Source organism: Streptomyces aurantiacus (genome assembly GCF_001418335.1).
In the GTDB taxonomy this organism is placed as follows: Bacteria; Actinomycetota; Actinomycetes; order Streptomycetales; family Streptomycetaceae; genus Streptomyces; species Streptomyces aurantiacus.
The window spans coordinates 20,219-34,777 of sequence record NZ_LIPP01000316.1 but is presented as its reverse complement, the minus strand read 5'-3'; the positions used below and the strand labels follow the sequence as shown (position 1 = coordinate 34,777).

General features: G+C 66.6%; 12 protein-coding genes and 4 pseudogenes. 10 read left to right on the top strand and 6 right to left on the bottom strand.

Going from position 1 to position 14,559, the window contains the following annotated elements; all coding sequences use genetic code 11:
- From AOK01_RS41965 to AOK01_RS44205, 4 genes and pseudogenes are all read left to right on the top strand, one after another.
- A pseudogene (locus AOK01_RS41965) lies at nt 1-154 on the top strand (IS5/IS1182 family transposase); the annotation flags it as partial.
- Between the two features lie 928 nt (nt 155-1,082).
- Complete coding sequence (locus AOK01_RS43815) at nt 1,083-2,489, top strand: hypothetical protein (RefSeq protein ID WP_157871583.1); 1,407 nt, start codon at nt 1,083-1,085, stop codon at nt 2,487-2,489.
- A gap of 11 nt (nt 2,490-2,500) precedes the next feature.
- On the top strand, nt 2,501-3,001 hold the full coding sequence (locus tag AOK01_RS46680; RefSeq protein WP_079103958.1) for a cytidine deaminase family protein: 501 nt from the start codon (nt 2,501-2,503) through the stop codon (nt 2,999-3,001).
- Entirely contained in the window at nt 2,940-3,326 is a 387-nt protein-coding gene (locus AOK01_RS44205) for an RIP homotypic interaction motif-containing protein (protein WP_107099983.1), read from the top strand. The genes AOK01_RS46680 and AOK01_RS44205 overlap by 62 nt, the downstream gene beginning before the upstream one ends.
- 62 nt (nt 3,327-3,388) lie before the next feature.
- Here the strand turns inward: AOK01_RS44205 and AOK01_RS32945 are convergent.
- Nucleotides 3,389-3,871: pseudogene (locus AOK01_RS32945) on the bottom strand (transposase family protein); the annotation flags it as partial.
- Between the two features lie 346 nt (nt 3,872-4,217).
- On the opposite strand from AOK01_RS32945, the gene AOK01_RS45635 reads away from it, so the two are divergent.
- Together AOK01_RS45635 and AOK01_RS45630 are read left to right on the top strand one after the other, a co-directional pair.
- On the top strand, nt 4,218-5,267 hold the full coding sequence (locus AOK01_RS45635; RefSeq protein WP_245702522.1) for a transposase: 1,050 nt from the start codon (nt 4,218-4,220) through the stop codon (nt 5,265-5,267).
- Between the two features lie 48 nt (nt 5,268-5,315).
- On the top strand, nt 5,316-5,900 hold the full coding sequence (locus AOK01_RS45630; RefSeq protein ID WP_342671083.1) for a transposase: 585 nt from the start codon (nt 5,316-5,318) through the stop codon (nt 5,898-5,900).
- A 395-nt stretch (nt 5,901-6,295) separates the two neighbouring features.
- On the opposite strand, the gene AOK01_RS41955 is transcribed toward AOK01_RS45630, so the two are convergent.
- Nucleotides 6,296-6,808 carry a CGNR zinc finger domain-containing protein gene (locus AOK01_RS41955; protein WP_079103957.1) on the bottom strand — a complete coding sequence of 171 codons (513 nt, stop codon included), beginning with the start codon at nt 6,806-6,808 and terminating at the stop codon, nt 6,296-6,298.
- 259 nt (nt 6,809-7,067) lie between these two features.
- Between AOK01_RS41955 and AOK01_RS32935 the strand changes: the two genes are divergently transcribed.
- Entirely contained in the window at nt 7,068-7,919 is an 852-nt protein-coding gene (locus AOK01_RS32935; RefSeq protein WP_055518166.1) for a sulfite exporter TauE/SafE family protein, read from the top strand.
- Nucleotides 7,920-8,013: 94 nt separating this feature from the next.
- Here the strand turns inward: AOK01_RS32935 and AOK01_RS43810 are convergent, their stop codons facing one another.
- Nucleotides 8,014-8,163, bottom strand: a complete 150-nt coding sequence (locus AOK01_RS43810) for a hypothetical protein (RefSeq protein WP_157871581.1) — start codon at nt 8,161-8,163, stop codon at nt 8,014-8,016.
- Here AOK01_RS43810 and AOK01_RS32930 point away from each other — a divergent pair.
- A pseudogene (locus AOK01_RS32930) lies at nt 8,162-8,507 on the top strand (cation transporter); the annotation flags it as partial. The gene AOK01_RS43810 and the pseudogene AOK01_RS32930 sit on opposite strands and share 2 nt — an antisense overlap.
- A 417-nt stretch (nt 8,508-8,924) precedes the next feature.
- On the opposite strand, the pseudogene AOK01_RS45625 reads toward AOK01_RS32930, so the two are convergent.
- From AOK01_RS45625 to thrS, 3 genes and pseudogenes are all read right to left on the bottom strand, one after another.
- Nucleotides 8,925-9,404, bottom strand: a pseudogene (locus tag AOK01_RS45625) (NF041680 family putative transposase); the annotation flags it as partial.
- A 4-nt stretch (nt 9,405-9,408) separates the two neighbouring features.
- Nucleotides 9,409-10,332, bottom strand: coding sequence for a homocysteine S-methyltransferase (gene mmuM, locus AOK01_RS32925; RefSeq protein WP_055518165.1), 924 nt, complete (start codon nt 10,330-10,332; stop codon nt 9,409-9,411).
- Between the two features lie 92 nt (nt 10,333-10,424).
- Nucleotides 10,425-11,774 (bottom strand): threonine--tRNA ligase, encoded by a 1,350-nt coding sequence (gene thrS / locus AOK01_RS32920; RefSeq protein ID WP_079103962.1) that lies wholly within the window; start codon nt 11,772-11,774, stop codon nt 10,425-10,427.
- A gap of 357 nt (nt 11,775-12,131) precedes the next feature.
- On the opposite strand from thrS, the gene AOK01_RS32915 reads away from it, so the two are divergent.
- Nucleotides 12,132-13,544 (top strand): RICIN domain-containing protein, encoded by a 1,413-nt coding sequence (locus AOK01_RS32915; RefSeq protein WP_055518163.1) that lies wholly within the window; start codon nt 12,132-12,134, stop codon nt 13,542-13,544.
- Nucleotides 13,545-13,669: 125 nt separating this feature from the next.
- Complete coding sequence (locus tag AOK01_RS32910) at nt 13,670-14,527, top strand: isocitrate lyase/PEP mutase family protein (protein WP_055518161.1); 858 nt, start codon at nt 13,670-13,672, stop codon at nt 14,525-14,527.
- The last annotated feature ends 32 nt before the right edge of the window (nt 14,528-14,559 follow it).

The following is a 14,559-nucleotide window of genomic DNA, read 5'->3' as shown; positions in this document are numbered from 1 at the left end:
CAACCACAACGACCGCAAGGCATGGGAGTTGTCCGGCGCGAAGGACGCCGTCGGCCGCGCCACGGTGATCGCGGACGGCGGCTACCGGGGCAACGGCCTGATAATCCCGCACCGCCGCGAACCCGGCCAGACCGAACTCCCCGCCTGGAAAGAGGCATGGACCGCGGCGAAGGTATCGTTGAGCCCACACCACCAGCCGCAGAGATCGATTGCTTCCACGCAGCTCGCGGCAGTATCAGTATCAGTACTTCCACACCTCACCATTGGCCCGGTATCCTCCAAGCCTGCGCGGACCGTGCATCAGAGATGCGAGGATCCTTTGAATATCATCTCGCGTGTCAATCCAATCGCCGACTCCGTTCGACTGGACCACATGGCAGGGGTCCTAGAGTGTCTCCAACGTCGAGAATTCATTGGCTACTTGCAGGAATTCGTTTCTAACGCTGCCATGCTGGAGACGGTTGCAGGCAGGAGTTCCATTCATGCAAATGGTTTCACGAAGCTGGTTCTGGAACGTCACTCAGGGATAGCCCTGCGCCTACATATCTGGGAGCCTGGCGAACGGGACGCAGAACTACTGCAAACTGAAAACATACATGATCACGTGTGGCCCTTCGCGTCGAGGGTGCTGATTGGAGGGCTACACGAGGAAAGATTTGACTTTTCTCGCGCCGGACCGCTGATGGATCATTATCAATACGTGCGAGGACGCGCAACACTCCCACCCGGGAACCTCGTGCTGGATGGACAGGCCCGCCTGGATATGCTCGCCGATCTGTCACACAGCGCAGGAAATGTCTATGAAGTAGACAACACCGTCTTGCATCGAGCCCGCATCATCGGTGATGCCGAATGTACGGCAACTCTCGTGATGACTGGCAGGCCGAGGGTGACGCCAGCATCCGTCTACGCACCCACTGGGGTGAACGTCCGAGAGGATCTACGAGAATCCAGATTGTCAGCTGATTCTGTACTGGGGCTGCTAGAAATAGTTATCGAAGCGCTGAAGTAGGAGTTCACCAGCGAAACTTCTAACGGCGACGCATCCCGCTACGCAGGCCTGAGCGATCTAGAGGTCTCCCATGCCCGAAAGACCGAACCGCCCGACATTCGTACAGCTCGGCAACCACAATACTCAACACAACCATTTTTACAGTCCGCCAGCAGGTCCGCCCATAAATGATGACGCGAGCCACTTTGAGTCCAATACTCTCGAACAATTTACGCTGGTGGCTCGTCTGGCTTCCTCATCCAAGCATGCCGGAATTGTCAATGCAGTCGCGGAACAAATGAACAGGCGAGCCTTCAGGCCATCCGGCCCCGTTGAAGATCTCCTCATATGCCTTCATCTGGCGCCCACGATTGCTAAGCATGGTAACTGGCAGTTGAGACGTGCATTCAGTCATGCACTAGGAAATACGCTGGCCGCCGGTGCGGGCGGCCAGGTGGTAGACCGAATATTCATTAACTTCGTTGAACTGGCGCGTGCATCGGAAAATTTCAGCGTCATGCTGTCCATCGCTACGACAGCAAATCACTCAACGGCACAGTTGTTGCGCAACAGCACCAAAGATGTCTACACATATTCACACCCTCAAGTGTTGTGGCAGCATTCTAGGTATCCAACCCTGTGCGTGGCGCATACTGGACTGCAACCACTGGTCGACTCGGCGCTCGACCGTGAAGACCCATGGATCAAGAGAAAGCTCGTTAGTTCGTGCCTGCTGGCACTAGCCCAAGGCAGCCTGACGGAAATTGAGAACACTAGGCGACTCCTGCAGGCGCTCCATGACGAAGATGCACAATTCTTGAGCCTCGTTCTGGCATGGATTGAACCCATCGGCCACTTCGACATTTCCAGCCTTTTGCAGCCGAGTCTCCTCAACGAGATCAAGAATAATCATGCAAGCGCAACTCGTCTAAATCCCGAAACTCTACTCACGGCCGATTCGAGTCTCGTGAGAATCAATCTTGAGCTACTAAACCTGGACCTAGACCTGCAGAAGCAGAAAGAACCACCTGTACCTAACGTATCCCAAACGCCGAACAGTGGAGATTCTAAGGGACGATACTCGACCATCGAGGACATCACAGCATACCTGCTCGGCAGTGCCCACCAAGAGGCTAGGGAAAGTCTTGTCTTGGATCTGCTCGGCTCTTTCGATGAGGGGATCCGATGGGCGGTGGCCTCTCAATTCGACTTGGGCCTGTCACAGGGGCGGATCGGCGACGGAGAATGCGCACAGATATTTGCCTTGTTGGCGGATGCCCACCCCTGGGTGATTCGGGAATCCCTCACCACACTGGCACGATGCGATCTAAACCTTAGCGACCCAAACCTACGTGAGCTGGCTCGAAGGGCAGTGGCCGCGGTGCCGCGGACGCAAGCCCAGGGGTGGCCTAGGGCAGAACTCATGCCCGCCTTGGCCAGCCTATTGGCTTCGGAACCCACAGTCGCAGAATACGTCGATCTTGCCGTCCGGAACTGATCAGGAGAACCATGCTCACACCACCTATCCAGGACCTGATGGCCTGCCATGCATGGCGCTGCCAGCGCAATGCATGGATTTACGGCACCACCACGGTCGGTTGCGCTGTAGTGGACGAGTGTGGACGCATATATGTCGGATGCAACGTAGAGCACAGGTTCCGGAGCCACGACATCCATGCGGAGACGAACGCCCTGGGTTCCTTGGTCGCCGGTGGCGGTAAGAGCGCCGTAGCGCTCTTCGTCGTGTCTCCGCGGGGTTGGGCGCCATGCGGAAGCTGCCTGGACTGGATATTTGAGTTGGGCGGCAAGGATTGTGCCATATTCACCCAAGCTGCCGTGGACGAGCCGATCTCTATCTATAAGGCGGCAGACCTTTTGCCGCACTTCCCTGAACATATAAAGCCACGTCGAACACCGGCAGAAATCAAGGTACAGGAAGGCGCGCCAAATGGATCCGATATCTCTGATACTGGGAGCGCTCTTGGTGGGGGCGGCCAAGGGCAGTGGTGAGGTAGCCAGCAGTGCCGTCATGGACTCATACAACGGGTTTCGTGAGGCATTGAGGCGTCGGCTGGCGGGCAGGAGGCCTGCCCAGGCTGCCGTGGAGGAATATACGGAGGACCCCGACAACTGGAGGCCAGCTCTTGAGACCTACCTGCAGCAGGCAGATGTCCAGAAGGACGATGCGCTGCTGGCGTCCGCGTCTGCGGTGCTCAGCGCCGCTGACCCAGATGGGGCGTCACGCGGGAAATATGCGGTGCAAATCTATGGCGCCCAAGGCGTTCAGGTGGGCGATCGCAATACACAGACGAATAACTACCGATCCGGACCGTGACCAAGGCTTGTCCCATATCTGATCTTCGAGTCAGTGCAGACGGGGGCTGCCGCTCATCGCGTGGCCTTGCGGTCGTTGTGGTTGCCCGGCGACGGCCGTCCAACTGCTAAGACCAGCCGGTTATCGGTGTCGATGACGACCTGGTGGTTGGTCGTGTACCGATAGTTCTTCGACTGCTCGGCGACCGTGTGATCGCGAGTGGGGACGAGGGTGCCGTCAACGATCAGCACGGCGTCACGGCGGAAGCGTCTACGTGGCTGCAGCGCCGGCGCCGGGCCGGGCCGAGGCGATCGACGATCCGGTCGGCCGCGGACTGGGAGACCCCGCACAACAGCGCCAGTTGGCGCAGGGTCAGGTTGGTCCGCCAGTACGCGGCGACCAGCAGGACCCGGTCCTGCCACAGGCAGGCTTTACGGCCGGCCCTTGCGGACCGGATCCGCGCCCTCGCGCCACAACGCTGTGCTCAGCTTGCCGAACTGACGCGGACTCAGCCCGATGAACGGGACTGTCCAGGACGGCACCGACGCCGTGATCACACCAGCCACGGCAAAATCATCTCACCCGTCGCCAGCAGCTACGGGCCACCCTTAGAGCCTGACGCTGTCGGGAATCTTGGTTTCCGAGGTTGTCGATCACGATGAAGATGCCGGGCGAGCGATCCATTTCCGCTGTTCAGGGACCCAGTGAACAGGCCGGTGGCTCGATGGAGAACGCGACAGCGGTCCGGTGACCGTTGGGCGAACGCATCGTTCGTGCTCTCTGGTGTTGGAGTTGTTGTCGTGACTGGTGCGTCGAAGACGTTCACCCGTTCGTGGTAGCCGCTCCAGGAACCACGGTCCTCGTGATCCGGACGGGTGGGAGGGTTGGCGCCCACGATTTCGGAGGTCCGAGATGTGTGTCCGTGCCCGTACCGGCTGTGTGGTCCCGGAACTGACCGTTCGGGTGGCGCGGGCGTGCAACCCGCGCGGCACCACGGCCATGACCATCCGTGACCACCTCGACGGCCTGTGGAGCGATGAGGACTTCGAGGAGTGGTACCCGCGGGATGGCAGGCCGGGTCTGTCACCTGCCCAGTTGGCGACCGTGTCCGTCCTGCAGTTCCTGCTGGAGCTGTCCGACCGGCAGGCAGCCGAGTCCGTGCGCAACCGCATCGACTTCAAATACGCCCTGGCCATGGAGCTGGAGGACCCCGGCTTCCACCACGGCGTCCTGGCCGACTTCTGCGAGCGCTTGGCCCAGGAGGGCCGGGCCGACAAGCTGCTCGGCTTGGCGCTGGAGAAGATCCGGGCCGTCGGCCTGGTCCGCGAGCGCGGCCGGCAGCGCACCGACTCCACCCACGTCCTGGCCGCTGTCCGCGACCTGACCCGCCTGGAGCTGGTCACCGAGGCCATGCGCGCCGCTCTGGAAGAACTCGCCCGCCGGGCGCCGCACGAGCTGGTCGCCCTGGTCACCGAGGACTGGGGCAAGCGCTACGGGCGCGCCGCCCGGCTCGGCAAGAACCCCTCCAAGCCCAAGACCCGGATCAAACAGACCGGCGAGGACGCCCGCCTGCTTCTGCGCTACGTCCACCGCTACCTGCCCGCCCTCCGCGACGGCGAGCAGGTCCAGGCTCTGCGCCAGGTCTTCGTGCAGAACTACGTCCTCGACACACAGGACCGGCCGACGTGGCGCGAGCCCGGGGACGCCGGCCTGCCGCCCTCAGCGGTCGCCATCGTCTCGCCCTACGACATCAGCACCCGCTACGCACGCCGCGGCGAGACCCGCTGGAAGGGCTTCCTCGCGCACGTCACCGAGACCTGCGACCCGGATACCCCCAGCGTGATCACCGACGTCACGACCACCAAGGCCCCCGTCCACGACACCAAGGCTCTGCCCGGCATCATGACCAACCTCCATGACCGGAACCTGCTGTCGAAGGAGCACTTTGTCGACGGCGGCTAACTCTCCGTCGCGCTCAAGCAGCAGGTCGCCCGCGAGCACTGCGTCGGCCTGGTCGGACCGATCCGGGCCAGAAGCACCCGCCAGTCCCGCAAAGGCACCGTCTTCCACCGCGAAGCATTCACCATCGACTGGGACGCCCAGCAGGTCACCTGTCCTCGGGGCAGGGTCAGCCGCCGGTGGTCGACACCGCCCTCCCTCGCCCCCTACGTCAACGCCGAGTTCTCCCCGGACGACTGCCGTGAGTGCCCGGTGAAGAGCGCCTGCACCCGCACCGACGCCCGGAAGGTCTCCTTCCTGCCTCGTGAGCTCTACGACATCCAGTCGGAGTCGCGGACCGAGCAGCAGACCCAGGAATGGCTCTCACGCTACTCGTTGCGGGCCGCCATCGAGAGCACGATCAGCGAGTTCGTCAACGGCCACGGCATGCGCCAGTGCCGCTACCGGAGCGAAGAGAAAGCCCACATCCAGCATGTCTTTACCGCCATCGCGGTCAACCTCGAACGCATCGGCGTCCACCTACCGCCGGCGCCCGCCCGGCAGTCCCGGAACCCCACCGCACTCCAGGGCTTCCTTGACTGGCAGCGCATTCCCCGGCCCCGGTCCTGGCGTGTCGCCACCCATCCCGCAGGCTGAGATGATCGTTCTCAAGCTGGTCGCGACCAACTTGCCCCAGACCTGACGCGAAACGACGGCTGCGTCCGAGCCTGGCACACCATTTCACCGCGGACCATCTATTCAGCCTGATGATCTTCCACGAGGCCGTTCAACCAAGCTTCGCGACAGCGTCAGGCACGACGGCGGCCACCAGCGCCCGCTGCCCATCGAGCAGCATCCGCTGCACACCACGACGAGCAGTACGGCCAGGAGCAGCGGCATCCCGTTGCCGCAGGCCTTCGCCTCACACCCTCACAGCGCGCCTCGCTCATCTGGTGAAACGGGCTGTGTGTCACATAGGCGCAGCCGGGATCGTCGGGCTACAGGATGGTGCCGTGTGTCCTCTGATATCGAATCTGGACTGGCGGCGGATCTCAGCGTCGGCGCGCACGGTAGGAGCGGATGCGAGCACGGTTGAGGCAAGTGGTCGAGCAGTAACGGCGGCTGCGTCCAGGCAGGGCGAGATGAGCGTCGAGGCAGTCCTCTCCCTCACAGGTTCCGAGACGACGCCAGCCGCCATGAGCGACGACTTCCATCATGGTCGTGACGCAGCCGGCCGTCACAAGCTTGTCGGGCGCATTCAGCGATGTCGACCAGCGTGTCCGGGCCTCATGATCGATGTATGGAGTGAGTCGGGAGCGGACCACGAGGTCATTGATGGCCGCTGCCCTCTCCGGAGGGTTTGCCGAGGCGAAGAGGGGCCACAGACGGTCGGCAACGCCAATCAGCTGCCCCTCTCCGAGAGTGCTTGCTTCGGGTAGATCGGCCAGGCGGCCGAGGTCGGGATACGGCTCGTCAGTCCTGGCCGCGGCTGCCCGGGGACGGTTGCCGTACCCGTTCACCAGTTCCACCAGCCAGGCAGTGGGGACATGAGGCACTGCGGTCATGACCCCCAGACTACGGCAGTAACCGATCCGTGCTGTGGCACGGTTACCGCTGATGTAACCTCTACAGCGTTAGTATCGGTTACGTGACCTTAGGTCGATGCCCGGCTCGCCGCCGGGCCCGACGTCACCGGCCCCATTGCGGCGCCCACCAGGAGACGAAACCGTGCCACGACCTGAGGGTTCTTTTTCGCCTGTGCGATCGGGTCGTACGAGAGCCGCAGTAAGCCCTCACACGACCGACGACGAGAAGGGGAACCACATGGGCTCCAACAGCGAACACACCACCGGCAGCCCCTTGGGGGCCGCAGGCGCGGGGAGTATCGGAGCCGTCGGCGGCGTGGTCAGTGGACTGTTCGGCGGAGGCAGCGGCGTATTCTTCGTGCCCGCCCTCGACCGCTTCGCCCGCCTGCCCCGCGCAGTGGTGCACGGCACCGCGACCACCGCCAACATCGCTGTCTGCGTCGTCGGAGCCGCGGTCTATGCCCTCGCTGGCGGAGCGGTCGACCTCCGTGCCGGAACCGGAATGACCATCGGCGGAATCATCGGCGGGTTCTTCGGCACCGACATCGTTTCCCGCCTGCCTGACCGTGTCCTGAGGCTGTTGTTCACTGCCGTGGTCCTCCTCACTGCCGCCAAGCTTTACCTCGACGCCGCCGGCCTCGACCCCCTCGGCGGTCACGCCGCTGTCTCTCCCACGCTGTTGGCCAGCGTCTGGTTCGTCGTCCCGGTCACCGTGCTCACCGGCATTGTTATCGGCGCCTGGGCCGCAGCCCTCGGTCTCGGCGGCGGACTACTCGCCGTCCCCGCACTCGTCGTGCTCTTCGGGGCTGACCTGCACACCGCCGCCGGAACATCCCTGCTGTTGTTCGTCCCCAATTCGGTCGTCGGAGCCGTTGTCCACCTACGCAATGGCACTGCCTCACCATCCATCAGCAGCTACCTCAGCCTTGGAGCCATCCCCGGCGCCGCCGCCGGAGCGCTCCTCGCACTGGTGCTCAACAGCGTCGTCCTCAGCGTCGTGTTCGCCACCTTTGCCCTCGCCATGGGCATCCGCGAGATCCTTCAACTCGCACGCCACCAACCCGCCCCGGCGTCCTCACCACCGAGCTAAAGGGCTGATCGGGACCCGCTGGGATACCCGCGACCTGCCTTGACGTGTGTGACCAGCAGGTATCCGCGGTGGTTTCCGGCTGATCAGGCGCTAGTCACAGCGTGGCGAAGTCGGCGTGGGCCTGTACGACGGCCTGGGCGAACCGGTCACGCTGCTGCCGGAAGTCCTCAACGGCCTGAACGATGAGGCCGTCGGAGGTACGGCATTGCGGGCCTCCTTCCTCAAGCAGGTCCGCGCCCTTCATGGAGCTCCGACCGGGGCCTGGGCGTGACGTCCTTGCCCGCCGCTACGGCTACTCGTCGCGGCGACCATCACCTACAACGTGACCGAGGTGATCGCCGCCATCACCGCGCCTCCTCCACCGCGCTGGCCGGCTTCGGCCTAGACTCGATCATCGAAGTGACCTCCGCCGCTGCGGCCGCCTGGCAGTTCTCCGCCCGCGAGCACGCCGTGCGCGAGGCCCGGGAGAAGACCACCCTGCGGATCATCGCGGTCTCGTTCTTCGTGTTGGCCGCGAATCTGAGCGTGGACGCGGTGCGGGCGCTGACCGGCACCGGGGAAGTGGAACACCCCATTCCCGGCATTGTGCCCCAGGGGGAGCCAGACGCGGGCGGCGAGGACCGCCACGGAGAGCCGGACGTCGTCCATCGCCTCGCGCAGCCCGTCCGTCATTTCCCGGGCGCGGGCCGCGGTGAGTGGCGGTCGCGCCGGTTCGGCGACGTGCTCCTGGTCACCTGTCAGCTTCACAGAGTGACACCGTGCGGGGGGTGCGGGGTCTGTCACGCTGATCCGCGACGGCAGGCGCGGGCCTGTCGACGAGGTGAAGCGGGCCCGGTGGCAGGGATCGAGCGGGAGCCGGCGGAGGTGCGAATCCCGAAGACGGCGCTGGACGCCTTCGCCGTGGTGCTGAGCGTGCGCACGGTGGCGATGTGGAAATGGATCGCTCGCCCGGCACTTTCGTCGTGATCGACAACCTCGGAAACCAAGATTCCCGACAGTGTCACTGGCTGGAGACCCTGTTTTCGCGTGCAGGTTCCTGAACCCTCTGCGGACGCGGGCGGGTGTCAGCCTGTTCGGCTCGGCTGGCTTCTCCCAGGGCCTGCGGAGGTCCGTGGCCAGCGGTCGGACGAGCCGGAGCTGGGCATAGGCAGCAATCACCAACCAGGTCCACCGGTCGGCCGCTTCCGAACTGCGGAGCCGGGGTCTGGTCCACCCCAGGGTCTGCTTGAACAGGCGAAATGTGTGCTCAATGTCGAAGCGGCGGAGGAAGGACTGCCAGCAGCGGTCGACATCCAGTTCGGTCGCGCCAGTGCCCGACCACCACAGCCAGACGGGCTTGTTGACCCCGCCGCTGGGCAGCTTCTCCACGACCAGGCGGACGACAGTGCCCTCGATCATGGGCAGAGGCCCGTCGTGGTCGAGCCAAGCGGCCCGGCGGGTCAGCCGCGGGTGCAGTCGGTCCCACGCCTGCGCGGTTGCCTTCCCATCATTAGGGGAGGGCCCTCAGGGTGGCCGCGATCCGCGAGATCGCCTCCGGCCCCACCCGGCAGCACCCGCCGATCAGCCGCGCCCCGGCCCGCTCCCAGCCGGTGACCTGCCCGGGGGCGAACGTGGCGCGGCCCCTCCAGGCACGCGCCCCGGCGTCCCAGGTCTCTCCGCTGTTCGGGTAGACCACGACCGGCTTACCGGTCACCCGCGCGGCGGTCGCCACCGCGGCGTCCACGTCCTCGGGGGCGCAGCAGTTGACGCCGACCGCGATCACCTCGTCGGCGTCGGCGGCCACCGCGAAGGCCTCCTCCAGCGGCTGCCCGGCCCGCGTCCGGTCACCGGTGATGCTGTACGACAGCCACGCCGGTACGCCGAGCCCGCGCACCGCCCTCAGCAGCGCCCGCGCCTCGTCGGCGTCCGGCACGGTCTCAAGGGCCAGCACGTCGGGGCCCGCCTCGGCCAGCACCTCCAGACGGGGCCGGTGGAAGCGCTCCAGCTCGGCCACGCTCAGCCCGTACCGCCCCCGGTACTCGGAGCCGTCCGCGAGCATCGCCCCGTACGGGCCCACCGACGCCGCCACCCACAGCGGCCCGCGGGCACCCTTCGCGCCGGCCTGCCGGGCCGCCTCCCGCGCGAGTGCGACGCTCAGTGCGAGGAGTTCGGCGGCACGTTTCTCGGAGATGCCGCGCCGGGCGAAGCCCTCGAAGGTCGCCTGGTAACTGGCGGTGATCGCCACGTCGGCGCCGGCCTCGAAGTAGGCGAGGTGGGCCTCGGTGATCGCCTCCGGCCGCTCCACGAGCAGCCGGGCCGACCACAACGCGTCACTCAGATCGTGCCCGGCCGCCCTGAGCTGGTTGGACATACCGCCGTCGAGAACGACCGTGCCGGTACCGGGGAATGAGCCGGGTGAGGTGCTGCTGGTCATGTCACGACGCTAGCCGAAGCGCGTGCGGCACCCCGCCGAAGGTGCCGCACGCGTGGCCCCCGCCCAACTGCCGTAAACCGTCCTGCACCGTCCTACGAGGCGGTGTCCTCCCACAGCGCGGTGCTGTGCGCGTCGGTCAGCGCCACGATCCGGTCGACGGCCTCCTCGGCAGGCAGCGGTCCCAGCCGCCGCCCGTCGCGCAGCCGCAGTGCGACCAGGTCGTCGGCGGCCTCCCTCGCGCCGATCACCGCCTGGTACGGGACCAGCCGGGCCTCCCGGACACGGGCGCCCAGGGTGCCGCGCTCCGGTCCGGCGATCTCGGCCCGGAGCCCGCGCTCGGCGCAACGACGGGTCAGGGCGAGGGCGTTCGGGAGTTCCGCCTCCGAGATGGGCAGGACCATCAGCTGGGTCGGGGCGAGCCAGGCCGGAAAGGCGCCGCCGTGCTGCTCCACGAGCAGGGCGACGGCCCGCTCCACGCTGCCGATGACACTGCGGTGCACCATGACCGGCCGGTGCTTGCCGCCGTCCGCGCCGATGTAGTGCAGGCCGAACCGCTCGGGCTGGTGGAAGTCGATCTGCACGGTGGACAGGGTGGACTCCCGCCCCGCGCTGTCGGCCACCTGGACGTCGATCTTCGGCCCGTAGAACGCGGCCTCGCCCTCGGCCGCCTCGTACGGCAGCCCCGAGCGGTCCAGGACCTCGGTCAGGAGCGCGGTGGCCCGTTGCCACAACTCGGGCGCGGCGACGTACTTGCCGCCCGGGCCCGGCAGGGAGAGCCGGTAGCGAGCGGGGGTGATGCCGAGCGCCTCGTACGCCCGGCGGATCATCTCCAGCGCGTCCCCCGCCTCCCGCGCCACCTGGTCCAGGGTGCAGAAGATGTGCGCGTCGTTCAGCTGGATCGCCCGCACACGGGTGAGCCCGCCCAGTACGCCGGACAGCTCGGCCCGGTACATGCCGCCCAACTCCGCCATGCGCAAGGGGAGTTCGCGGTAGCTGTGGGGGCGGGAACGGTAGATCACCGCATGGTGCGGACACAGGCTCGGCCGCAGTACGACCTGCTCCGCGCCCAGGTCCATCGGCGGGAACATGTCGTCGCCGTAGTGCGCCCAGTGGCCGGAGATCTCGTACAGCTCCCGCTTGCCCAGCACGGGCGAGTACACGTGCCGGTACCCCGCGCGCCGCTCCTCGGTGCGGATGTACTCCTCCAGGGTGTGCCGCACGACCGCACCGTCGGGCAGCCAGTACGGCAGCCCCGCCCCGATCAGCGGATCGGTGTCGAACAGACCGAGCTCGCGACCGAGTCTGCGGTGATCGTGCCGGTCGTCACGCCCCTTGCCGTCGTGGTCGTCCCTGTCGGCTCGGGCGTCGGCGTCGGCGTTGACGTCGGATTGGGCACGGGCATCGGCATGGGCGTGGGCGTGGGCGTTGGCGTTGGCATTCATGGCGGCGATCTCCTCGCGGACGGGGCGGACGGGAAGGAATCCGGGCGAGTGACCGCGTACGCCGAAGCCCCGGGGCACTCGCCCCGGGGCTTCGGACCAACTCATGAGTCAGCGCGCCGGGACACTCTCCGGCGTCGTCGTCTTCTGGGCGCGCTTCATGAGGGGGACGCTAGCAAGGCGGCCGGGGAGCCCGCACGCGGTTTTCCGCGCGCTTCCACAACCCGTTGACCTCCTCGTGCCATGCCCTTACCTTTTCGGCGTTCGGGATGACAGATCTTGTGCGGTATGTCGAACGGTTCTGTTTTCTTTTGTGGCCCCACCCACCCCAGAGACGACCCCCGAAGGAGCGTGCCTGAGATGAGACGCGTGTACGCGGTACTCCTCGCCCTCTGTCTGGCCCTGGCCGGCGCACTCGCCACCGCGGGGCCGGCCCAGGCCGCGCCCCAGACCGTCACCACCGGCACGCAGTTCACCGACACGAACGGCAGCCCGGTGCACGCCCACGGCGGCGGGGTCGTCAAGGTCGGCTCGTACTACTACTGGTTCGGCGAGAACCGGAACACCGACAACACCTTCCGGTACGTGGACGCCTACCGTTCCACCGACCTGAAGAACTGGGAGTTCCGCAACCACGTCCTGACCGAGGCGAGCGACCCCGAGCTGGCGACCGCGAACATCGAGCGGCCCAAGGTCATGTACAACGCGTCCACCGGCACGTTCGTGATGTGGATGCACAAGGAGAACGGCGTCGACTACGGCGAGGCCCGTGCGGCGGTCGCCGTGTCGGACACCGTCGACGGCGACTACACCTGGCAGGGCAGCTTCCGGCCGCTGGGCACGCACATGTCCCGTGACATCACGGTGTTCGTCGACACGGACGGCGCGGGGTACATGGTCTCGGCCGCCCGGGAGAACTACGACCTGCAGATCTACCGGCTGACGGCCGACTACACGGGGATCGCCGGTCTGGTCGCGGACCCCTGGCACGGCGGCCACCGCGAGGCCCCGGCGCTCTTCAAGCGGGGCGGCGTCTACTTCATGCTGACGTCGGGCGCGACGGGCTGGAACCCCAACCAGCAGCAGTACGCCACGGCGACGTCGATCGCGGGCCCCTGGACGGCGATGACGAACGTCGGCGACTCGACGACGTACGGCTCACAGACCGCCTACGTCCTTCCCGTGCAAGGGAGTTCGGGCACGTCCTACCTCTACCTGGGCGACCGCTGGGGCAACTCCTTCGGCGGCACGGTCAACGACTCCCGTTACGTCTGGCTGCCGCTGGCCTTCCCGAGCTCGACCACGATGTCCATGTCCTGGTCGCCGGAGGTCACCGTCGACACCGCCGCCGGGACCGTCTCCGGGACGAGCGCCACGTACAACACGCTGATCGCCCGCCACTCCTCCAAGTGCGCCGACGTCACCAGCCAGTCGCTGTGGGCGCGCGCCCAGATCAAGCAGTACACCTGCAACGGTGGCACCAACCAGAAGTACTGGTTCAAGTCGGTCGGAGGCGGCTACTACCAGCTGGCGGTGCGGGGCAGTTCCCTGTGCGTGCAGGAGAACGCGAGCAGTGTCACGCAGGAGGACTGCGACGGCTCGGCGACCGTCCAGCAGTGGTCGCTCACCATCACCGGCTCCTATGTGACCATCACGTCCCGGGCGAGTGGCGAGTGCCTGGACGTGAACGGCGCGTCCACCGCCGACTCCGCCGCGCTCATCACGTACACATGCAACGGAGCGACCAACCAGCAGTGGACCAGGGGAGGTTGACCACGGCCGGAAAGGTTCCCGCGCCCTCCTGCCCCGAACCCTGCCCCGAACCCTGTCCTGAGGCCGGTCCCGAACCCCGGAACGCTTCGGCCGGCGCCGAAGCGTTCCGCGCCTAGCCTTGCCGCATGGCTCCCCACGAAGTATCCGCCTTCGCCGCACTCCACCGGGCCGACGCCCCGCTCCTGCTTCCCAACGCCTGGGACCACGCGTCGGCGGTGGCCCTGGCCGCCCAGGGCTTCCCGGCGATCGGCACGACCAGCCTGGGAGTGGCCGCGGTCGCCGGCCTGCGCGACGGTTCGGCGGCCACCCGGGACGCGTCGCTTTCGCTGGCCCTGGCGCTGAGCGACGGCCCGTTCCTCCTCTCGGTCGACGCCGAGGACGGGTTCAGCGACGACCCGGCCGAGGTCGCCCAGGTGGCCCGGGAACTCGCCGCCGTCGGCGTCGTCGGCATCAACCTGGAGGACGGGCGCGCCGACGGCATCCTGGCCCCCGCCGAACTCCACGCGGCGAAGATCGCCGCGGTGAAGGCCGCCGTACCGGGGCTCTTCGTCAACGCCCGCACGGACACCCACTGGCTGGGAGACGGCACCGGAGGCCCGAACGGAGGCCCGAACGGAGGCCCGAACGGGGGAGGGGACGGTGGAGGGGACGGTGGAGGGCACGGTGGCGGACTTGAGACGGTCCGCCGTCTCGACCTCTATCAGCAAGCCGGCGCCGACGGCGTGTTCGTACCCGGTCTGAACGCGCCGGGGCGGATCGCCGCCCTGGTGAAAGCCGTCGACGTGCCCCTCAACATCCTCTACTCGCCCTCGGGACCGACCGTCGCCACCCTCGCCGACCTGGGAGTCCGCCGAGTCAGCCTCGGGTCCTTCCTCTACCGGCGCGCCCTGGGAGCGGCCCTGGAGGCGGCGGCCCTGATCAGGGCGGGGCTGCCCGTCGAGGGGCCCGCGCCGACGTACGGCGACGTCCAGGCGCTGGTCTAGCCGGTTCCGTCCCGGTTGGCCGAGAGCGGCCA